The sequence below is a fragment of the Saccharothrix sp. NBAS 001 genome (assembly GCF_056640475.1).
In genome coordinates this window covers 3569684-3591295 of record NZ_CM153251.1, presented here as the reverse complement: position 1 = coordinate 3591295, position 21612 = coordinate 3569684, and the positions used below count along the sequence as shown (strand labels likewise).

Sequence of the window (21612 nt, the reverse complement as noted above, 5' to 3'; positions counted from 1 at the left end):
GGCCGGAATTACCCGCAGCGGGGTCTTGCGACGCCATAAGGCCGATCAGGGCCGCACAATTGCGGGCGGGTTCTCCCTTGTGGTGCAAGGTCGGTGCAAGGGCCGTGTCATCCGCACCTGGGAACGTCATTCGGGTCCGGGGCGCAGACGGCTTCGCTCGGCCGAATGAGGGAGATTCCGAATGGGGGGAGAAACCTGATGAGACGGGTTTTCCGATTTATCGGGGTGCTGGTGCTCGGGTTCGCGGCCGTGGTCGTGGCCGGCGGTCGGGCCGGTGCGGACGTCAATGCGCTCGCCGGGGCCGTGATCCACGTGGAGCACGACAACCGGTGCCTGGACGTCTACGCGGGCGGGGCCGGGCCCTGGGTGCAGGCGTGGAACTGCAACGGACAAGCCAACCAGAGGTTCCACTACGTGCTGTACCCCGAGGGCACGGCCGAGATCCGCACGAGCGACTACTGGTGCGTGGACGGTCGGTGGGGCCAGGGCGCGTCGCTGGAGCGCGCGCAGTGCGACGGCAGCCCCGGCCAGCGGTGGCGGGTCCAGACCGTGCCGGAGAGGCCGGGATACGCGATCTGGAGCGTGCAGTACCCGAACCTGCTGTGGGACGTTCACGGGCGCGGCAGCGGCACCAAGGTCCAGTTGTGGACCTACAACGGGTTCCTGAACCAGTTCTGGTACTTCGAATCCGCGTGACGCGGGGCCGCTGCGAGGGCGGTCGCGGACGACCGCCGGCGGCACCGCGCCGCCGGCGGTTCCACCACGCCCGCCGCTCGCGGGCGGCGTCGGGAATCCGGTGTCCGGCCGGAATGGTCCACCGGGGACAAGACCGGTCGGCAAACCCGATCGGTGCGGACACGACGGTCGACGGCGGTACCTTCGGGTCGCCGTACCGGGGGGTTATGAGGGGTGCTCGATCTTCGAGGTGGCCCGTTCACCTGGAGGTGGTCAAGTTCACCCGGTTGTCGGGCATGACGGCTGTTGTGTCCAAGTGCAAAGGTGATGGCTTGTCCACACGAGTGCGAGGCGGGGAAAACCGGGCGCCGCATGCTTGCGAATGAGATCCATCGGCCTGGTCTTTGGGGGGCGGAGACGGTGCCGCATCGAACGCAACCCGTTCGCCCGTCCGTGGCCGACCTGCCCGAGACGCTCGCCAGGATCGCCGAGGACCGCGACTGGGCCGCGCTCGAAGCCCTGTGCGACCGGCACATCCTCGCGGTGGACGGCGACCTCGCCGGTCGGCTGCTGCTCGTGCTCGGCCAGGTGCCGGACGAGGAGCTGCACGCCCGCCCGCGCCTGATGATCTCCTGGATCAGCGCCTACTACGCGATGAACCAGCCCCACTCCGGCGACCTGCGGCCCTATCTGCGCCACTACACCGAACTCGGCACCCGCCTGGCGGCGACCATGGACATCGAGGGCGAGACGTCGGCGGCGACCCTCGTCACGGTCGGCACGGCGGCGATGATCGGGCTGCGGATGCGCGGCGCGAGCGCCGAGGCCGAGGAGTTGGGCGAGCGCCTCACCGCCCGCGCCGCGCACCTGGGCTCGTTACCCGGCTGCGACGTGGAGCCCCGTCCCGGATGGCTTGCCCTGCAACGAGGTCTGACGCGCTCGCTGATGGCCGACTTCCCGGCCGCGGTGGAGTTGTACCGCCAGGCCTACGAGCGCGCCACGGTCGAGCCGCAGACGGCGGCCACCGCCCTCAACGCCGCCGCGAACCTCGCCATGACCTTCGCGCACCTCGGCCACGGCACCCTCGCCCACCAGTGGCTCGACCGGATGCGCTGCTTCGAGTCGCCCTCCGAGCGGGTCCGCTTCCTGCTCACCGTCGGCGGGACGATCGCCGAGGGCTGGGACGCGCTGGACCGCTACGACGAGGCGGGCCTCGTGGACCGCCTGGAGGTCACCGGGGACGGCACCCGGCAGCTTGAGGTCTGGCCCTTCGTCGCGGCGCTGGTGTTCGCGCACGGGCTGCACCTGGGCGACCCGGCGACGTCGCTGGCCCACCTGGGCACGCTCCCGCTCGGCCACGCGCCCGAGGTCGTCGGGCAGGGCACCGCCGTCCGGGTGGTCCGACGCGCCCACGTCGAGCTGCTGATCGCCACCGGGCAGGCCACCCGCGCGCTGCGGTTGATCAAGGAGACGGATCCGCACGGCTCGTGGTCGGCGCTGCCCGCCGCCCGGCTGCGGCTGCTCAACGGCGAGTACGAGGCGGTCCGCGCGATGGCCTCGCGCACGTCCTGGCACGAGACCACGTCACGTCGGGACGTCCGGCAGATGCTGCTGCTCAAGGCGATCGCCGCGCTGCGCATGGGCGACGAGGGCGAGGCGCGCCGGTCGCTGGTCCTGGTCCGCCGCGTGCGCACGCCGGACGAGGTGCTCTCGCTGGCCACGTTGTCGCCCGCCGACCGCGACGAGGTGATCCGGCTGGGCGACCTCCCGTTGACCGACGAGGCGGCGCAGCGCCTGGCCCGCGCCCGGCCGGTGTTCCCGGACCGGGTCGAGCTGGTGGAGCTGACCAACCGGGAGCAGGTGGTGCTCGCCGAACTGGACGCCGGCCTGACCCTCGGGGAAGTCGCGCGCAAACTCGTCGTGTCGGTCAACACCGTGCGCACTCAGGTCAAGAGCGCCTACCGCAAGCTCGACGCCTCCAGCCGTGAAGGCGCGCTGATGCGGGCCCACGAACTCGGCGTGCTCTAACGGAACAGCGTGGAACCCAGCGGGTGCCGCTCGTCGAAACCGGGGAGGACGAGGAAAGTCGCACTGGCGGTGGTGGTGGTGAACGCCAACAGCGCGTCGCCGTTGTCCATCCGGGTCAGCGTGGTGGTGAAGGTCCTGATGTCGTTCTGGAAGCTGACGAACAGCAGACCCGGCACGGGTTCGTCGATGCTGTAGGAGCGGCGCAGCATCAGACCGACACCGGCCACACTGGAGTGCGCGCGGCGCAGGTGGGCGTCCGCCGGGATCAGGTAGCGCCCGTCCGGCGTCTTGGCGCCGAGGTCCGGGTCGGCGGCGACGGTGCCGCCGGAGAGGGGCGCGCCGGTGTCCCGGCGTCGGCCGAAGACGGCTTCCTGGGCGGCCACGGGCAGCGCGGCGAACCGGGGCAGGTCGAGTTCCATCCGCCGGACCACGGCGATCGTGCCGCCGGCGACCGGAGCCGGCCCGGCCAGCCACAGATCCCGCTGCCGCTGGGCGTCGGTCTGCGGGCCCACGATCCCGTCGACGAAGCCGAACACGTTCCGTGGCGCGGTGAGGTCCTGGTTCACCGGAATGGTCGAACCGCGTCGCCCGGACTGCCGCCAGCGCTCGTGCGCCCGTTCACCGGCCTGGCCCAGCAGCGCCGCCGCGACGATCGACAGGACGAGCGGGTCGCGGGCGCAGATCTGCACCATCAGGTCGCCACCGCGTGCCTGCGGGGCGACCTGCTCGCGGGAGAACTGCGGCAGGTCCGCCGCGCCCGGCAGCGCGGGGTCGACCAGGCGCACCAGCCGGGGGCCGATCCCGACCGTCACGGTGAGATCGCCCGGCGACAGACCCAGCAGCCGCGCGTCGGTCCCCGCCGTGAGGGTGCGGACGGCCTCGCCGAGTTCGGCGAGCAGCGGGCCGACGGCCACCCCGTCGGCCACGTCGGCGACCACCACCAACAGGTTCGGCTGGGGCTCGCGGGGGAGCGTGATGCCCGCCTGGTGCGGGCCCGTCGGCGATACGGCGGCGTCGGGGGCGTCGTGCTGGTCCGATCGGGCGGCACCCGGTTCGCACGCCGCGGTGAGACCGGCGGCCAGCACACCGGCGCCGACGCCGAGGAACGCGCGGCGGGACGGGTGGTCTTCGGCTCGGCGCACGGTGTGGAGAGTGCCAGATTCGCCCTACCACAGGCGAATCCGGTGGCCGTGCCAGACTGGGCGCATGCTTCGTTTCGGGCTTGCCGTGATCGTGGCGGTGCCGGCGCTGGTGCTCGCCGGTTGTGGCGCAGGCGATGGCGGATCGGGGAGCGGCACACGACCGGCCGGTGCGCACGTGACCATCCGGGTGCCGGCCGACGCGCCGACGATCTCCGCCGCGGTGGCCCTGGCCGAGCCCGACGACCTCGTGCTGGTGGCACCCGGCGTCTACCACGAGTCGGTCAAGGTCGACCGGGAGCGGATCACGCTGCGCGGCGAGTCCCGCGACACCGTCGTCATCGACGGGCAGTTGCGGCAGCCCAACGGCATCGTCGTCACCGCGCCCGGGGTGGCCGTGGAGAACCTGACCGTCCGGAACAACACGCAGAACGGGGTCCTGGTCACCGGTTCGGCGAAGGCGGCCGCCGGGACGCCGGGCCAGGGCGGCTACGACACCGGCGACGAACCGGTCACCTTCCTGAAGTCGTTCCTGGTCTCCCACGTGACGGCCACCCGCAACGGCCTGTACGGCATCTACGCGTTCTCCGCCCAGGACGGCGTCATCGAGCACTCGTACGCCTCCGGGTCGGCCGACTCGGGGATCTACGTCGGACAGTGCAAGCCGTGCCGGATCGTGGTGCGCGACAACATCGCCGAACTCAACGCGGTCGGCTACGAGGGCACCAACGCCGGCGGCGAGATGTACGTGGTGGGCAACCGGTTCACCGGCAACCGGGTCGGGCTCACCACCAACTCCGACCACCAGGAGAAGCTGCTCCCGCAGCAGGACGCCGTCGTCGCCGGCAACCTGATCGCGGCCAACCAGCAGGCGTCGACGCCCGAACAGGCCGACGGCGGCTGGGGGATCGGCGTCGGCATCGACGGCGGCAGCGGCAACCAGGTCGTGCGCAACCGGATCGACGGCAACGCCAACGCCGGCCTGGTGATCACCGCCACCGCCGACCTGCCGCCCAACGGCAACCAGATCGTGGACAACACCTTCACGGCCAACGGCGTCGACGTCGGCTGGACGTTCCCCACCGCGACCCGGGGGCAGGGGAACTGCCTGCGCGGCAACGAACTCACGACCACCGTGCCCGCTCAGCTCGGGCAGACCGCGGCGTGCCCGTCCGGGGAGAAGTCGCCGTCCGGCACGTGGACGAGCCCGAAGCCACCGCGCGGCATCCCGTTCACCGACGTGGCCGCGCCCGCCGCGCAGCCCCAGCTGCCGAACGCCACCACGAGCGGGGCCACCGCCGTCCCGGCCGTCGTGGTGCTGCCGGACCTCGCGAAGATCACGCTGCCGCCCGTATCCCTGCTGGCCGAGGGCGCGCTGGTGCGGACGTCCTGAGCGGCTACCGCGCCGGGGCGATTCCGGGTAGGGGCTGGACCGCGACGTACTGCCGGGCGTCGAAGTCCACGACCACCGGCTGCGGCTCGGAGTCCACGTCGGCCCGGACGCGGTGCATGGTGCCGTCCGAGTCGACCCAGTAGCGGACGTTCCCGGTGGTGCCGGGCTTGCCGCGAGCCGCCGGTCCGCTCATCACGTCGACCTGCCGGCCGCCCACCTCGTCCCGGCCCACCCAGGCGGCACCGTTCTGCGGCAGCAGTTCGGCGTTGTCCGGCCGGTCGCTGCCCAGGCTGAGCGCGATGAGCAGCGAGCTGTCCAGCGAACTGCCGGAGGTCCGCAACGGCCGGCTGTGCCAACCGGAGCCGGGCGGCGTCGCGGGCGCTTCCGCCGGGGCGTCGGTCATCGGGTGGACGAGCACAGTGGTGGTGTTCCACTGGATCAGCCCATCGCCGGACGCGTCGCGCCCGGTGCCGCGCACCACCGCGTAGCCGAGCTTCGCCCGGTAGTCGACCGATCCGGTGATGACGAGTCCCCCGGCCGTGGTCGGCACGGTGATCGTCACCGCGCGCCCCCCGGCCTCGTAGTTGCGGAACCGGGTGATCGCCAGCCGGTTCACCTCGTCCGAGGTCAGGGCGCGCGGACCGGAGGGCTCGGAGCGGGCGTCGACGATCAGGAACGCCGCCACCCCGAGCACGGCGACGGCCACGAAGCCGATGAGGACCACCACCCAGCGGCGACGCACCCACCGCCGCTGCGGGAGACGTCGCTGGGCTCGCATGCTCGGCACGCGGCGGGACACTAACAGGCCCCCTGATTCACCCCCTGATTCACCCGATCATCGGGCGCACCCGGACACGTCGTTCTGGTTTCCTGTGACGGCTCACGACGACGGTGCGAGGAGATGGCGGATGAGCCGGACAACCCGGAGGCCGTTCGGTCGGCCGGCACGAGTGGGGCTGGCCGGTCTGCTGCTGGCGAGCAGCGCCATCACCGGGGTGACGGCCGGGACCGCCGCCTCGTCCACGACGGACGGCACGCTGACCGTCCAGGTGTTGCGCGACTTCTTCGGCACCGGCGTGATCAACACGACGATGGACGTGCCGCAGCGCGGCATGCGCGTGGACGTCTCCGACCGCGAAGGCCACCACGTCACCGGGACCACCGACGTCGCCGGCAAGGTCGTGGTGCCGCCGTCGTCGGAGCTGGCCGGCGGGCACTACCGCGTCGACGTCACGGTTCCCGAGCCCTACAACGGTTATCTCCGGGCCGCGCCCGCCTCGACCGCCGAGAACCACTTCGACAGCTTCACGACCTTCGTGGACGTGTCGGCGGGCAAGAACGACTCGGTGATCACCGGTGTCTGGAACCCCGACCACTACACCCTGCCGGATTCCCGGTACTTCGTGCCGGTGCAGAACGGCGGCACCGGCACGGACACCAGGGCGTTGGTGGCGTTCGGGATCAACACCCGCGGCACGTGCCCCGGGTCCGTCGCGTGCCCGACCACGCTGGCCACCCAGGCCCAGGTCGGCACGACGTTCGGCCTGGCCTACGACAAGTACCGCAAACGCCTGTTCCAGAGCGCTTTCGCCCGGCGGCACGCCCTGTACGGCCCGGACGGCGGCGACGCGATCTACACCGTGCCCGTCGACGGCGGCGGCGCGCCGACCCTGTTCGCGAAGGTGCCCGGCGCCGCGGTGACGCCGCACGACACGGCCAACACGATCAAGGACCCCGGGTTCACCCAGGCTCCCGGCAAGGAGAGCATCGGCGGCCTGACCCTGTCGGAGGACGGCACCACGCTCTACGCGGTGAACCTGCTGACCAAGACCCTGGTCGCCTTCGACGCCACCGCGGCCACCGCCGCGGAACCCCGTGCCACGGTGCCGATCCCGGACCCGGGCTGCGCGGCGTCCGCCGACTGGCGGCCGTTCTCCCTGCTCGCGCACGACAACACCCTGTACGTCGGTGGTGTGTGCAGCGCGGAGAGCACGCAGAACCGCGCGGACCTGAAAGCCGTTGTCTACGCCTACAACGGCACGCAGTTCACCACCGTGCTGACCCGGACGCTGACCAGCGAGCGCGGTCAGGTCCTCGCGGGACGATCCATCCCCGGCCAGACCAACGGCTGGAACCCGTGGAACTCCGACCTGGCCTCCTGGGACAAGCACGACACCGGCGGCGGCGCGCTGATCGACCCGCAGCCGCAACTGGCGAGCCTGGCCTTCGCGCGTGACGGGTCGATGATCCTCGGCTTCCGCGACCGGTTCATGGACGTGGTCGGCTGGGGTTCGCTCGACCCGCGACCGGGCGACAACACCACCGAGAACGGGTTCTCCGGCGGTGACATCAACATGGCCTGCGTCAACCCCGCCGGCGGGTACTCCTGGGAAGGCACCGGGGCCTGCCCCGACCACGCGGGCACCCTCAACGACGGCGGGCAGGCCGCGAGCGTGGTCGAGTACTTCCCGGGCGACTACTTCTCCCAGCAGGGCCCCGCAGGGCTTGCCGCGCACCAGGAATCCGCACAGGGCGCGGTCGCCTACATCCCGCAGCAGCAGTGGGTCGTCAGCACGCAGATGGACCCGACCGTCAACGTCGCGACGGGCGGGACCGGCTACTACGGCATCACCAGCGGCGAGGGCCCCGGCAACAACCCGGCGGCCAACGCCTACGAGTTCGTCGGCTCGAACCAGAACGGCTTCGGCAAGGCCGGCGGGCTCGGGGCGATCGCCTACCAGGCGGCGAACGCGCCGATCCAGATCGGCAACCTGGTGTGGTTCGACGGCGACCACAACGGCGTCCAGGACCCGGCGGACGTGCGACTGCCGGCCGCGACGATCAACCTGCTGGACTCCACCGGCAAGCAGGTCGCCACCACCAAGACCGATGCGGCCGGCGAGTACTACTTCGGCGGTGTCGGCGCGGCCTACGAACTCACGCCGGGCGCGAAGTACACGGTGCAGTTCAACGTCTGCACGGCGGACACCGCCAAGGTGCCGAGCCAGCCGCCCGCTGCCGACCTGCGGTTCACGCTCCCGGTGGTGGGTGACGACCGGGTGCACGACTCCAACGTGGAGCCGCCGACGACCGGCCTGCTGTGCAACGGGTTCGCGCCCGTCACGGCACCGGCCAACCCGGGCGAGGTCGACCACACGATCGACGCCGGCGTGTACATCCCGCAGCCGCAGCCGACCACGACGCCGCCGACGACCACGCCGACGACGACCCCCGCACCGTCCAAGCCGAACCCGCCGGACTCCCTGGCCGAAACCGGTGTCTCCGGCCTGCCGTGGGTGATCCTGGCCGGTGTCCTGGCACTCGCCGCGGGCGTGGCACTCACGCTCGTGAGCCGAAAGCGCCGGTCGAAGAAGAGCTGATCCAGGTCTGCGACAGATATGCCCGCCCGCGTCGGAAGTGATGCGGGCGGGCAGTTCGCGTATTCGCCGTGCGCCGGAGGCCGACCGACTGGGGCGTGTCCTGCGGATCTTTCTCGTGATCGTGTGCGGATGATGGTGTGTGGTCGTCAATGACGACTCCCTCGGGACGCCGGGAAACAGGGGGCTGCGCGGACTGGACCGACGCCCTCGCCGTCGACGGGGGAGTGTCCCGGACGCTCCCGCGGAGGACCGACCACCGGACTCCGCCCGGCCGTCGACGCCGCGGGTCTGCTGTCGGCGGACGGCGGGTGCGGGTCGGGCGGGTGATCGCCGACAAGGCCCACACCCACCCGAGTACCCGCACGGCGTCACGCAGGGGACGGATCCTCCAGGTGAAGATCCGCAGGACGGGTCCTAGCCGTTGCCCCGGGCCGCGCTGCCGCGCGTGCCACGCCGAATCAGCGGAATCCGCCAACGGCGGCCATGATGGCGTGGCGTCGATACCGGTTCGGTTCGCAGCGGACGGAGGCCACGGGGAGCGGAGGACGACAAAAGAAAAGGCAAGGAGTCAACGCACTCCCCGCCACTTTTAACATATAGCACAGAGGGGGTCTTGCGGCAAGACCCCGGTCGTGTCGCAGAATCTCCAGCCGAAACCGGAAGCTGCGGAAATGAGGGGTCGGTACCCGCGCTGTCACCACATGAGAACGGGCCCGAGGGTCGGCTGGGCGACGAGGAACGAGAAAGGCCCGACAGGGTGAACGGGAAGGGTGAACGGATGGGCAGCTACGTGCTCGGTCTCCAGGAGGTCGACCGGACGCGGGTCGCTGTCGTCGGCGGCAAGGGGGCGCAGCTCGGCGAGCTGTCGCGGATCGAGGGCGTCCGCGTGCCGGCCGGGTTCTGCGTGACCACGGACGCCTTCCGGCGCATCGTGGAGGAGTCGCCGTCGATCGGCGAGCGGCTGGATCGACTGGCCCTGCTGAACCCGGACGACCGGGAGGCGATCCGCGCGCGGAGCGCGGAGATCCGGCAGGTCCTCGAAGCGACCGAGGTCTCCGACGACGTGGCGGCGGCGATCACCGAAGCCCTCGGCCGGCTCGACGAGCGGGCCGCGTACGCCGTCCGGTCGAGCGCGACGGCGGAGGACCTGCCGACGGCCTCCTTCGCGGGCCAGCAGGACACCTACCTGAACGTCGTGGGCCCGGAGGCGATCCTCCGGCACGTCAGCCGGTGCTGGGCGTCGCTGTTCACCGAGCGGGCCGTGACCTACCGGCTGCGCAACGGCTTCGACCACCGCAAGGTCCACATGGCCGTGGTCGTGCAGCAGATGGTCTTCCCGCTCGCGGCCGGAGTGCTGTTCACGGCCGACCCCGTCACGTCCAACCGCAAGGTCGCCGCAGTGGAGGCGGTCTACGGGCTGGGCGAGGCCCTGGTCTCCGGCCTGGTGAACGCGGACGCCTACCAGGTGCGCGACGACGAGGTCGTTGCGCAAGCGGTCGCCACCAAGGAGTCCGCGCTCGTCGCCTCGCCGGCCGGCGGGATCCGGGAAGAGGCGGTCGAGCCCGCGCGGCGGGAGCAGCCGGTGCTGACGGAGGAGCAGGTCGTGCGGCTCGTGCGGCTCGGTCGTCGGATCGAAGCGCACTTCGGCCGCCCCCAGGACGTCGAGTGGTGCCTGGTCGAAGACGGCTTCCGGATCGTCCAGAGCCGGCCGATCACCACGCTGTTCCCCATCCCCGAGGCCGGGGACGAGGACAACCACGTCTACGTCTCCGTCGGCCACCAGCAGATGATGACCGACGCCATGAAGCCGCTGGGGCTCTCCCTGTGGCAGCTGACCACTCCCCGGCCCATGGCCGAGGCCGGCGGGCGGCTGTTCGTCGACGTCACCCGGCTGCTCGCGGCACCCGCGAGCCGCGCCGGCTTCCTGGACGTCGCGGGGAAGTCCGACCCGCTGATGGAGGACGCGTTGCGGACCGTCGTGGAGCGCGCCGGCTTCATCGCGCCGCCGCTCCCGGACCAGCCGCCCGGCGACCCCGTCCCCGGCGTCGCACCGGTCACGATCGAGACCGATCCGGCTCTCGTCACCGAGCTGATCGGGCGCAGCGAGGCTTCCATCGCGGCGGTGAAGCGCGACATCCGGACGAAATCCGGGACGGAGCTGCTCGACTTCATCCTGGCCGACGTCGAGGAGTTGCGGCGAATCCTGTTCGACCCGCAGAGCCACCAGGTGTTCATGTCGGCGATGCAGGCGACGTGGTGGCTCAACGAGCACCTGGAGGACTGGCTGGGGGAGAAGAACGCGGCCGACACGCTCACGCAGTCCGTGCCCCACAACGTCACCTCGGAGATGGGGCTCGCGCTCCTCGACGTCGCGGACGTGGTCCGCCCCCACCCGGACGTCGTCGCCGTGCTGCGAGAAGCCCGGGACGAGGACTTCCTGGACGACCTGGCGGAGGTCGAGGGCGGCCGGGAAGCACGTGACGCCATCCTGGCCTACCTGGACAAGTACGGCATGCGCTGCGTCGGCGAGATCGACGTCACGAGGCCGCGCTGGAGCGAACGCCCCACCACGCTGCTGCCGATGATCCTCGCCAACGTCAAGAACTTCGCGCCCGGCGAAGCCGCGCGCCGCTTCGAGCAAGGGCGCCAAGAAGCGTTGCAGAAGGAGCGGGAACTGCTGGAGCGCCTGCGGGACCTGCCGGACGGGGAACAGCCTGCCGAGGAGACCAAGCGGAAGATCGACCTCGTCCGGACCTACATCGGGTACCGGGAGTACCCGAAGTACGGGATGGTGAGCCGCTACTTCGTCTACAAGCAGGCCCTGCTGGCGGAGGCCGACCGCCTGGTGCGGGCCGGCGTGCTCGCCGAGCGGGAGGACGTGTTCTTCCTGAGGTTCCAGGAACTCCGGGAAGTCGTGCGCACCAACCAGGTCGACCACGAACTCCTCGGTCGGCGCAAGGACGACTTCAAGTCGTACCAAGCGCTCACCCCGCCCCGGGTGCTCACCTCGGACGGCGAGGCCGTCTCCGGGACGTACCGGCGCGACGACCTGCCACCCGGTGCGCTGGTCGGCCTGCCGGTGTCCGCCGGGACGGTCGAGGGACGGGCGCGGGTCATCCTGGACATGGCGACCGCCGACGTCGAACCGGGCGACATCCTGGTCACGGCGCACACGGACCCCAGTTGGTCGCCCCTGTTCGTCGCGATCGCGGGCCTGGTGACGGAGGTCGGGGGCCTGATGACCCACGGGGCGGTGGTCGCACGGGAGTACGGGCTGCCGGCCGTCGTGGGGGTGGAACGCGCGACCCACCTGATCAAGGACGGGCAGCGCATCCGGGTGAACGGAACCGACGGGTACGTCGAGATCCTGTCCGGCAGCTGACGACCCGGACCTGTTGAACCGGACACGGCCCAGGCCCGTACGTGCCGTCCCCGACCCGAGCTGTGCCGGGGACGGCACCTGCGGTCCGAGGAGTGGCTCGGCAGAACGCCACTCCTCGGTCTGGGCCGTGGTTCAGATGTGGCGCGGCCAGGGGGTTTTCCGAGCAGGCTGAGGCCGCATTCGACGGCGTGGCGCTGTTGGTAGACCTCGGTGTCGAAGGCGGGTGGTCGTCCGCCATCGTCGGGCCCGTGTCGGGCGGCTCGGCCTGCGATCGAAGGACGACAACGATCGAAGGACGACAACGGCCGCAACAGGGTCCACTGCGCGTCGGCCAGGTCCAACCGCCCCGCTGCTGCCACGCCCGGCCACGAGGTCTCCGGTACTGCGGTTGTGCATGGCTGCCAAACCACGGTGGTGTCGTGCGGTCTTGGCGACAGTCGAGATGGCCCCGGTCCGTCGAGTGGTGGGGGTTGTCGCATGGCCGGTGGCCCGTTGTTGTCGTTCGAGGAGCGGGAGCTGATCTCCCGGGAGTCGAGCCGGAACGGTAGTTGTTCGACCCGTTTCCCGGCAGCGCTTCTCGGTCGGCATCATTCGACGGTGGGGCGGGAGATCGCCGCGAACGGCGGCCGTCGTGCTTGTCGGGCCGTGCGCGCGCAGTGCCGGGTCGCCGACATCCGCCGGCGGCCCGGGCTGCGTAACTGGAATCGTCGGCCCGCCCGCACGACGCGGTGAACGCCGGACTTCGGGAGAAACGGTCGCCGCATCAGATCGGCCGTCGGCTGCCCTTGGACCGCCCGGACGATCCGGAGATGCGCGTGTCGCACGAGACGATCTTCCAGGCGGGCTGCGCACCCAACTCAAGCTCGCGCTGCGCCAGGGCCGCCTCCACCGGGTCGACCGCACCCGGCCCGCGACCGCCCGCCAGTACGTCAAGAACATGGTCCACATCAGCGACCGGCCGAAAGAGGCCGACGACCGCGCCGTCCCGGCTTCCGGGAAGGCGACCTCATCATCGGACGCGGCAACGCCTCCCGGATCGCCACCCTGGTCGAACGCACCACGATGCGCACCGGGATGCCGGTCTACTTCTGCGACCCTGCACAGCCCCTGGACGCCCCCGCCAGACCCTCGACCGACGGACACCCCACGAGGTCTACGACGACCTGGTCAACACCCACACATCGCCAGGACCACTTCATCCCACCCGCCTACCGGAGATTCCGCCTCGTCGGTGGCGACGACACGGGACTGTAAAACGAGTGGCGTAACTCCTGATCAAGGATGCGCACCTGATGCCCGAGATGATGTACGGCGTGGAGAACGTCGGGACGCCAAGCCCGAGACCGCCCTGGAGGGCCTGGACGAGCAGCTGGTCGACGAGCTGGTCAGCCGGGCCCGCGCCGGTGGGCTGAAGCCGACCGGTGAGGGCGGGGTGCTCCAGCAGTTGACGAAGCGGCTGCTGGAGTCGGCGCTGGAGGGTGAGATCACCGGTCATCTGGGCTACGACAAGCGCGATCGGCCGGTCGCGGGACGGGCAATTCGCGTAACGGCACCCGCTCGAAGACCGTGCTCACCGAGCTGCGCAACCGCGACGTCGCCGACGTGCTCATGCTGGTCTGCGACGGGCTGACCGGCCTGCCCGACGCGGTCACCGCCGTCTGGCCGCGCACCGTCGTACAGACCTGCATCTGTGCACCTGCTGCGCAACAGCTTCCGCTACGCCGGACGCCGGCACTGGGGCGCCATCGCCAGGACACTCCAACCGGTCCACGCGGCCCCGACGGAAGCCGCGGCGAAGGAGCGCTTCGCCGAGTTCGCCGACGCCCGGGGCACCTGCTGTCCGGCATCGTCCGGCTCTGGGACAACGCCTGGGCCGAGTTCGTGCCCTTCCTCGCCTTCGACGTCGAGATCCGGCGGGTGGTGCTCGACCAACGCCATCGAGTCGGTCAACGCCCGGATCCGCCGCGCGGTCAAAGCCCGAGGCCACTTCCCCAACGAGCAGGCCGCGCTCAAGTGCGTCTGCCTCGCGGTGATGAGTCTGGACCCGACCGACACCGGCCGCGAACGCTGGATGAAGCGGTGGAAGCCGGCGTTGAACGCCTTCGAGATCGCCTTCGACGGCCGCCTGGCCGCCGGCCGCAAGCAACCCTCCCCAACTCCGAGTTGCACCACTCGATTGACGGACCCGACGACCGGCGATCACGTCAGTTTTGAGACGCGGCCCGGCGGGTGCCGTGCGCGGGTCGCGTAGGTGCAAGACGTGTGCGCGCTGCGGCAAGTTCGGCCTCGGTCGCCGGTTGGATACTCGCCAGCCATGAGTCGCAGCGAGTCTCGGGACGAGACGGCATTGGCCCGCAACGTGCTCGGAGTGCCCGGCATCGTCTTTCTCGTGCTGGCCGCCGTCGCACCGTTGACCGGGATGGTCGTGATCGCGGCCCTCGGCATCGCGCTCGGCAACGGCGGCGGCATGGTCGTGGCGTTCATCGCGGCGACGGTCGTGTTGTTGCTGTTCGCCGTGGGCTACGCGCAGATGTCGAAGAGCCTCACCAACGCCGGTGGGTTCTACGCGTTCGTCGTGCGCGGGTTGGGCAGGGCCTTCGGTCTGGTCGCGGGGTTCATCGCGATGCTGGGCTACAACTGCTTCGTCGCCGGCGCGATCGGCACCAGCGGGTTCTTCACCTCGACCGGGATCGCGGAGGTGTTCGGGCCGGACCTCGACTGGATCGTGTGGAGCGCGCTGTCGGTGCTGCTGGTGTTCCTGCTCGGCCGGCGGGGCATCGGCGTGAGCGCCCGGGTGCTCGCGGTCTGCCTCGTCCTGGAGGTCTCGATCCTGCTGTTGCTGGACTTCAGCGTGCTGGTCCGGCACGGCTTCTCGCTGTCGGTGTTCGACCCCTCGGTGGTGGCGCAGGGCGCGGGCGGGCTGGCCCTGTTGTTCGCCGCGAACGCGTTCATCGGGTTCGAGGCCACGGCGCTGTTCGGCGAGGAGGCGAAAGACCCGCACCGGACGATCCCCAGGGCGACCTACCTCGCGATCGGGTTCATCGGGATCTTCGCCGCGTTCACCACCTGGGCCGTGGTCAGCGCGATCGGCGTCGCGCAGGCCCAGGACGTCGCCCTCGCGCACCTCTCGACCGGGGACCTGGTCTTCTCCGTGGCGCGGGAGTACCTGGGCGAGGCGTTGACCAAGGTGATGACCGTGCTGCTGGTCGTCAGCCTGTTCGCCGCGCTGCTGGCGCTGCACAACTCGGCCACCCGCTACCTCTACGCGCTGGGGCGGGTGGGCGTGCTGCCCCGGCAGTTGGGCCGCACCCACCCCGGCACCGGCGTGCCTCGGCGCGCGGCGGTCGTGCAGCTGCTGTTCGCCTCGCTGGTCGCGCTGGGCTTCCGGCTGGCCGGCCTCGACCCGGTGACCGCGCTGACCGCGAGCATGACCGGGATCGGCACGCTCGGCATCCTCGTGCTCCAGTTCCTCGCGGCGGTGGCGATCGTGGTCCACTTCCGCAGGGTCGGCGACGGCCGGTTCGTGCGCACGGTGCTCGCACCCGGACTGGGCGCGCTCGGCTTGGCCGTCATCGTGGCGCTGGCGATCGCGAACTTCTCCACGCTGGCGGGTTCGGACAACCCCGTCATCGCCCGGTTGCCGTGGCTGCTGCCGCTCGTCGCGGTGGCGGGCCTGGCGGTGGCCTGGTGGCTGCACCGCTACCGCCCGTCGGTCTACCAGGCGCTGAGCACCGACCTGGAGCGCGACCCGACCCCGGCGGACGGCTCGCCGAGCGGCAGCGGCGACTGACCGGGCCCACACCAGTCTCCTGAGTTGGGAATTCTGTTCAGACATCCGGCGAGGCGTTCGAGGATCTGGTCGGCGGTCCGGATCCGGACGTAGGGCTTCGGATCGCTGTTCCAGGTGGCGATCCAGTCGCGGATGTCGGCCTCCGGTGCCGCGACCGAGGTGCGGACGCCTCGTCGGAGTCGCTTGGTGATCAGCTCGGCGAACCGGCGTTCGACCAGGTTGAGCCAGGACGAGCCGGTCGGTGAAGTGCAGGTGGAACCGGTGATGCGAGATCAGCCGGCGTGTGACCGCCGGGGTCTTGTGGGTGGCGTGGTTGTCGCAGACCAGGTGCACGTCCGGCCCTGCCGGAACCTCTTTGTCCAGTATGGACAGAAACGCCTTGAACTCCTCCGTGCGGTGACGACGGTCGAGTGAGCAGATCACTTTGCCGGTGGCCACTTCCAACGCGGCGAACAGGGTCGTGGTGCCGTGCCCGACGTGGTCGGAGGTCTGCCGTTCGGGGACCGCCGGAATAATCGGCAGCACCGGCCGGGACCGGTCCGGTGCCTGGATCCGCGACTTCTCGTCGACGCGGAACACCAGGGCGCGTTCCGGCGGGTCGAGGTAGAGGCCGACCACGTCGTGCACCTTGTCCACGAAGTACGGATCGGCGGACAACGCGAACGGCTCGGCGCGGTGCGGTTGCAGGCCCAACGCCCGCCAGATCCGCGACACCGCCGACTGCGACCGCCCGGCATGTCCGGCCATCGACCGGGTCGACCAGTGCGTGGCGTCGACGCGGCGCTCCTCCAGCGTTCGGCGCACCACCTCGACCACCTGTTCGGCGGACACCGTGCGACCACGTCCTTGTTCGTCGCACCTTCCGCACAGGGCAACACGATCCGGCACCGCAACGCCCACGCCTGCGGCGTCTACCCACGCCGCACCCAGCCCTCCAAAGTTGCCCGCTCTTCCTCGCGCAACATCAACTCGGCCTTCGGTCGCCCGCACGGCCATCCAACCAGCCCACATGTCAACAGAACTCCTGACTCGGGAGACTGGGAACCGGTGTTCGGGCTGTGCGGTCCCGGCGGGTGCCTGGCCGGCGGGCGTGTGGGGTGCGGGGCGGTGCGCCGGGATGCGGCGGGCGGTGGTCATGCGCGGGCCAGGGTGGTCGGTGAGGGTGGTGGGGGCGTGAGGTGGCCGGTCAGCCGTTCCCAGTTCCCGGACCCGATGGCGGCCTTCTCCTCTTCGGTGAACGGCGCGTGTTCTAGGAAGGAGCGGGCCGCGCCGCCGCTGGTGTCCAGGTGGGGGAAGCCGCCCGGCCGGGTGCCGAAGGAGTAGGGGTAGTCGGTGGAGTAGAGCATGCGGTCGGTTCCGACGACCTCGGCCGTCCACCGCAGGTACCGCTCGCTGACGGTGCCGCTGCCCGCGACCCAGAAGTTCTGCCGGAAGTAGTCGGCCGGCGGCCGGCGCAGCCCGGCCACGCCCTGCACGACACCGATGTGGTCGAGGTAGAACAGGACCACCTCGCCCCAGTGGCCGGCGATCACCTGCAGGCCGGGGTGGCGGTCGAACACCCCGGAGAAGATCATTCTCAGGTACTGCACGCCGAGGTCGTAGTACCAGCCGAGCCCGGCGGTCGCCAACGCCGGACCGACGCCCTCGGGCAGCCCCGAGTAGTAGGCCCGCTGGACGGCCTGGACCGGGGCCTGCGGGTGGAAGTGCAGCGGGACGCGCAGCTGTTCGGCGGCTGCGTAGAGGTCGTCGAACTCCGGTGCGTCGGCGAGTTTGTCGCCGGTGCGGCCGTAGAGCATCGCGCCGCGCAGGCCGAGCCGGGTGACCGCGCGCTCCAACTCCGCCGCGGCGGCTTCGGGCGCGGACGTCGGGATGGCCGCGAACGCCTGGAACCGCGAGGGGTTGGCGGCGACGATCTCGGCGAGGGCGTCGTTGGCCGCGCGGGCGACGCCCACCGCCTCGGCCGCCGGGAGGTTCTGCACGCCCGGTGTGGACAGGGACAGCACGGCGACGTCGATGCCCTGCTCGTCCATGTCGGCGAGGCGGCTGTCCCCGACCTCGCCCAGGCGTCGGGTGACCGGGTGGTCGGCGCCGTAGCCGTGTGGCTGGACGCCCGCCCTCGCCCACGCGTCGAGCAGGACCGGGAGGACCACGTGCTCCTCGACTCCGATGATGCGCAGCTTCTCCGACATGTCGCCGAACCCCCTGTATCGATGTTTCCAGTGCTACTGGCGTGACGTTATCATGGATAGCATCGCTGGAAACAGGGGTTGGGTATCGGTGCTACCCGATCGGGGGGTGTGGATCTCGGTCGCCGCCGGCGTCCGCGCGGCCGACCGGGTGGTTCGCGCGGTGGGACCGAGCCTGGCCCGAACCGGCGAACGGGACTGCCGGGAATACCCATCTTTGCCCGTGGCCGGCGTGGAATGGCGCTGTTGATTGCCGATGTGCGGTGGAAAGCGCACGTCGGCGCTGGTTGTGGGCCGGTTCGGCGGGCCGGCATTCTGCGTCCGGCGGCGCGCGCCGGAGTCGACATCCACCAGGAACTCTCGGAGGTACTCCCATGCGCAGGATTTCCCGGATCGCGGCCGTCGTGGCAATGGTGTCGGCGGGAGTGGGCTGGACGAGTCCGAGCGTCACCGCGACACCGGCCGTGGCCGTGCGCGAGCAGGTTCCGGTGCCGAGCTACAGCCAGGCACAACTGGCCACGCTCCAGTCGCAGGTGGACCGGCACCTCGCCGACTACGACGGCGGCAAGCAGATCGGGATCAACCAGATCGAGTACCAGGACGGCGGAATGGTGCTGACGCTGCCCTTGCCCGGCGAGAAGGCCGCCCGCGCGTTGACCGAACCGGTGCGCGCCCAAGCTGATCCGGACTGCCCGTCCGGCTCGTCGTGCCTGTGGGACGACACCGGCTACGAAGGCGTGCGGCTCGCCCGCTCGAAGTGCGGCCCGGTCACGCTGAGCGCGCCGTTCAACGCCAGCGTCGGCTCGTTGCACAACAACAACTACAGCCAGACCGTGCTGTTCAACTCGGCCGGGCACTTCCTGAACGCGAACCAGTACCCGACCCGGATCAACGACACCGGTGTCGGCGCGCGCTGGTTCGTCCACCACTGGGAAGCCTGCCCCTGATCGCGGTACCTCGGCGGCACCCGGGCGGAGAACCGGTGACGAGGACGGCGGTGCGCGTCTGCCCGCCGTCCTGCCGTGACCGACTTACACGAACCCCAACACGCCTTGGACGACCGCAGCCACCGCGATGAGCCCGGCGGCCACCTTCCACCTCGTCTGCCGGTCGTCCTCGGTTTCCCACTGGAAAGCCAACTTCCAGGCGATGCCGAGCGCGATCACGGCCACGATCGGCGCGAGGAAGTTGATGCTCTCGTCCTTCACGACCACACCGTCGACCCGCACGACGCTGCGGCTGCCCAGGAAGATCACGAACGGCAGGGCCAGGAGCACGACGGCGGCCACGATCAGCTTCACCTGTCTGTTCATGCGGCTTGGACGTGCGGTCCCAGCCACCGGTTGCACCCGGACCGGACATCGCACGGCGACCCGGCAGGTACGTCGGGGCGGATTTCTCCGCCTCTGCGGACGTGCGCCACCGTGTGACTGCGACGTCGTGGGTCCGAGCCGAGACGTCGAACGGCCCGTCGCGGAGCTGGTCGTCCAGCGCCGGCTTCGAAACCGGAATCCCCTTCCGGAACCGGGCCACCGGTCCGCGCCGTGCGGAGTTCGACGGGCTGTGCGATCGGGGCGTCGGCAGGCTGCCCGAACGCCGGTAGGCGGTCAGCGGGTGGTGGAGAACGTGGATGCGCCGATCCGTCGGCCCTTGTAGAGCAGGGCGCTCAGGTCGATGAGGGATTTGAGCTGGCCCGCGAAGCCCGTGATGTAGTCGAAGCAGCGCACCGCTTTGGCCAGCGCGTCGACGTTGTCCTGGGCGGCGGTGAGGGCGTTGAGGGCTTTGCTCAGGCGGGTTTCGGCGTCGGGCAGGGTGGTCGAGCGGAGCTTGTCGAGGGCGGACCGGATCTGGTCGATCCTGGTCTGGAGGCGGTTGTGCTGCTGTCGGCAGAGCGGGATCTCCACGTTGCAGGTCAGCGCGATCTTCTTGGCCTGGGTTGCCTGGAGGTCGACGTCGTGGGACGTGATCTGGCCGTTGACCGCGGAGATCCGCGCTCTGCGCTTGTCCACGGTGTCGGTGGCGGCCGCGACGCCGTCCTGAGCCTTGGCGTGTTGGCGTTCCACACGGGACTTGGCGTTGCCCAGCGCCACGACGGACACGCGGTCGCCCAGTTCGTAGGGGTTGTCGACGGTGCCCTGCCACGTCTCGGCCACGGCCGCGGCCAGCTGGACCAGGTCGCCGATCTTCGGGATGGCCGCGCCCGTGTCGGTCACCAGTGCGCGGAGCCGGGTGGCTTCCGGTTCGGTGGTCAGGGCTTTCCAGATGTGGCCCGTCGCGCGGGGCAGGTCGCCGTTGCCGCGCAGCACCTTGGTCAGCTCGGCCACCGCCGCGCGCGATTCCGGCAGGGGCCACCGGGAGGCGTTGTCCCAGGCGGCCACGGCCTTGCCCAGGGCGTCGACGTCGATGGTGCCGGTGGTGATCGTCTTGAGGAAGCCGCTCAACGCCGTCGCGGTCAGCGCGCGGTCGTCCGCGATGTCCACGCGGACCTGGAAGCTCTGCGGCACGGCGTCGAAGCAGCCGCCCGCCCACGTCGCCACGGCCTTCGGCGGCAGCAGGCCGACCGTGGCGATCAGGCCCGGTTGCGGCCGGTCCACCAGGCTTTCGGACGCCGAGGTCGTCAGCGAGGCCCACACGTCGATCCGGGACTCGACCTTCAGCACGGTGTCGACGGGGTCGCAGGCGGCGTCGGTGGCTTCGCCGCGGATCAGGTCGTTGGCCGCGGTGTCGTCGGTGTGGATGCCGAAGCCGATGGACACGGTGCGGTCCGCCACCAGGCCGTCCGCGCCGACCGCCACCTGGTAGTTGCCGGCTCGCGGCGCGGTCCAGGTGACCTCGGAGGTGGTACCGATCGGGGTGCCGTCCACGGTCCAGGTGTAGTCGGAGTTCCAGGGGATGCGCACGGTGAACTTCCGGGTCAGCGGGTCGACCCGGGTCACGTCGAAAGCGAGGTCGGCGGTCACCGAGAAGGCGCGGACACGGGCCTCCACCCGGCACAACGGCGACGGCGAGGCGAGGCGGCAGACCGACAGGGACGCGGTGTAGTGGCCCGGCGGGAGCGTCAGGGTCACGTCGGCACCGGACGGTTGCGCCACCGGCGCGCCGCCCTCCGGCTGCACGCTCCAGTTGAACTGCGACGCGCCGTTGACCGGGTTCGACGCCCTGAGCCGCACCGAAGTGCCGGTCACGGTGACCTCGGGGGTGGCGTCGGGCAGGCCGCTGTCCTGGGTGGTGAGGGTGCCGTCCACCCAGTTGAAGAACGTGGCGGCCTCGTCCTCGGCCCACACGTGCACCGCGTAGTCGCCGTGCGCCGGAAAGGTCACCGTGTACGAGGTCTCCCGTGCCAGGGAACGGGTTTCGTTCCACGGGGCGTTCGAGTCGGTGGAGGTGAAGCCGAACGAGAACCACTCCAGCCGACGGCCACCGCCCCGGCACGCCACGTCCGCGTCGAGCTGCCAGGAGAACGTGAACGTCAGTTCGCCGACCTCCGTCACGGACAGGCACTGCGGCGAGTGGGTGGCGTCCCACCGCCACCCGGGACCCGCCGAAGCGATGGCCGGTAACAGACCCGACCACACCAACGCGACCAGCACAACGGCGAGCAAGCGCCTCATGTCGACCTCCGCGGCAGCAGCGACTGAT

14 protein-coding genes and 2 pseudogenes are annotated in these 21612 nt (G+C 70.8%); 9 read left to right on the top strand and 7 right to left on the bottom strand.

Annotated features, from left to right (window positions below):
* Window positions 1–231: 231 nt before the first annotated feature.
* Together AC0HI0_RS15180 and AC0HI0_RS15175 are read left to right on the top strand one after the other, a co-directional pair.
* Entirely contained in the window at window positions 232–696 is a 465-nt protein-coding gene (locus AC0HI0_RS15180) for a ricin-type beta-trefoil lectin domain protein (RefSeq protein ID WP_480932991.1), read from the top strand.
* A 432-nt stretch (window positions 697–1128) separates the two neighbouring features.
* Window positions 1129–2703 (top strand): helix-turn-helix transcriptional regulator, encoded by a 1575-nt coding sequence (locus tag AC0HI0_RS15175; RefSeq protein WP_480932990.1) that lies wholly within the window; start codon window positions 1129–1131, stop codon window positions 2701–2703.
* Here the strand turns inward: AC0HI0_RS15175 and AC0HI0_RS15170 are convergent.
* Window positions 2700–3845 carry a Dyp-type peroxidase gene (locus AC0HI0_RS15170; protein WP_480932989.1) on the bottom strand — a complete coding sequence of 382 codons (1146 nt, stop codon included), beginning with the start codon at window positions 3843–3845 and terminating at the stop codon, window positions 2700–2702. The two genes, AC0HI0_RS15175 and AC0HI0_RS15170, sit on opposite strands and share 4 nt — an antisense overlap.
* 64 nt (window positions 3846–3909) lie before the next feature.
* Here AC0HI0_RS15170 and AC0HI0_RS15165 point away from each other — a divergent pair, with 64 nt between their 5' ends.
* Window positions 3910–5235 carry a right-handed parallel beta-helix repeat-containing protein gene (locus AC0HI0_RS15165; protein WP_480932988.1) on the top strand — a complete coding sequence of 442 codons (1326 nt, stop codon included), beginning with the start codon at window positions 3910–3912 and terminating at the stop codon, window positions 5233–5235.
* A 4-nt stretch (window positions 5236–5239) separates the two neighbouring features.
* Here the strand turns inward: AC0HI0_RS15165 and AC0HI0_RS15160 are convergent, their stop codons facing one another.
* On the bottom strand, window positions 5240–6013 hold the full coding sequence (locus AC0HI0_RS15160) for a hypothetical protein (protein WP_480934306.1): 774 nt from the start codon (window positions 6011–6013) through the stop codon (window positions 5240–5242).
* A 130-nt stretch (window positions 6014–6143) separates the two neighbouring features.
* On the opposite strand from AC0HI0_RS15160, the gene AC0HI0_RS15155 reads away from it, so the two are divergent.
* Together AC0HI0_RS15155 and rph are read left to right on the top strand one after the other, a co-directional pair.
* Entirely contained in the window at window positions 6144–8615 is a 2472-nt protein-coding gene (locus AC0HI0_RS15155; protein WP_480932987.1) for an SdrD B-like domain-containing protein, read from the top strand.
* 778 nt (window positions 8616–9393) lie between these two features.
* Entirely contained in the window at window positions 9394–11997 is a 2604-nt protein-coding gene (gene rph, locus AC0HI0_RS15150; RefSeq protein ID WP_480932986.1) for a rifamycin-inactivating phosphotransferase, read from the top strand.
* A gap of 763 nt (window positions 11998–12760) precedes the next feature.
* Here rph and AC0HI0_RS15145 read toward each other — a convergent pair.
* Window positions 12761–12943, bottom strand: a complete 183-nt coding sequence (locus AC0HI0_RS15145) for a hypothetical protein (protein ID WP_480932985.1) — start codon at window positions 12941–12943, stop codon at window positions 12761–12763.
* A 662-nt stretch (window positions 12944–13605) separates the two neighbouring features.
* Here AC0HI0_RS15145 and AC0HI0_RS15140 point away from each other — a divergent pair.
* The 3 genes and pseudogenes from AC0HI0_RS15140 to AC0HI0_RS15130 form a co-directional block, all read left to right on the top strand.
* Window positions 13606–13860: pseudogene (locus tag AC0HI0_RS15140) on the top strand (IS256 family transposase); the annotation flags it as partial.
* Window positions 13742–14248 (top strand): transposase, encoded by a 507-nt coding sequence (locus tag AC0HI0_RS15135; protein WP_480934305.1) that lies wholly within the window; start codon window positions 13742–13744, stop codon window positions 14246–14248. The pseudogene AC0HI0_RS15140 and the gene AC0HI0_RS15135, both read left to right, overlap by 119 nt.
* Before the next feature lie 63 nt (window positions 14249–14311).
* Window positions 14312–15787, top strand: coding sequence for an APC family permease (locus AC0HI0_RS15130; RefSeq protein ID WP_480932984.1), 1476 nt, complete (start codon window positions 14312–14314; stop codon window positions 15785–15787).
* Window positions 15788–15846: 59 nt separating this feature from the next.
* On the opposite strand, the pseudogene AC0HI0_RS15125 reads toward AC0HI0_RS15130, so the two are convergent.
* Both AC0HI0_RS15125 and AC0HI0_RS15120 read right to left on the bottom strand, forming a co-directional pair.
* Window positions 15847–16752: pseudogene (locus AC0HI0_RS15125) on the bottom strand (IS630 family transposase); the annotation flags it as partial.
* Between the two features lie 168 nt (window positions 16753–16920).
* The gene (locus tag AC0HI0_RS15120; protein WP_480932983.1) at window positions 16921–17976 is read right to left on the bottom strand and encodes an amidohydrolase family protein; all 1056 of its coding nucleotides are present in this window, start codon (window positions 17974–17976) and stop codon (window positions 16921–16923) included.
* 371 nt (window positions 17977–18347) lie between these two features.
* Here AC0HI0_RS15120 and AC0HI0_RS15115 point away from each other — a divergent pair, with 371 nt between their 5' ends.
* Window positions 18348–18920 carry a peptidase inhibitor family I36 protein gene (locus AC0HI0_RS15115; protein ID WP_480932982.1) on the top strand — a complete coding sequence of 191 codons (573 nt, stop codon included), beginning with the start codon at window positions 18348–18350 and terminating at the stop codon, window positions 18918–18920.
* An 84-nt stretch (window positions 18921–19004) separates the two neighbouring features.
* On the opposite strand, the gene AC0HI0_RS15110 is transcribed toward AC0HI0_RS15115, so the two are convergent.
* Together AC0HI0_RS15110 and AC0HI0_RS15105 are read right to left on the bottom strand one after the other, a co-directional pair.
* Entirely contained in the window at window positions 19005–19286 is a 282-nt protein-coding gene (locus AC0HI0_RS15110; protein WP_480932981.1) for a hypothetical protein, read from the bottom strand.
* Between the two features lie 294 nt (window positions 19287–19580).
* A complete protein-coding gene (locus AC0HI0_RS15105) occupies window positions 19581–21584 on the bottom strand; it encodes a hypothetical protein (RefSeq protein ID WP_480932980.1) in 2004 nt (667 codons plus the stop codon).
* Window positions 21585–21612 lie beyond the last annotated feature (28 nt).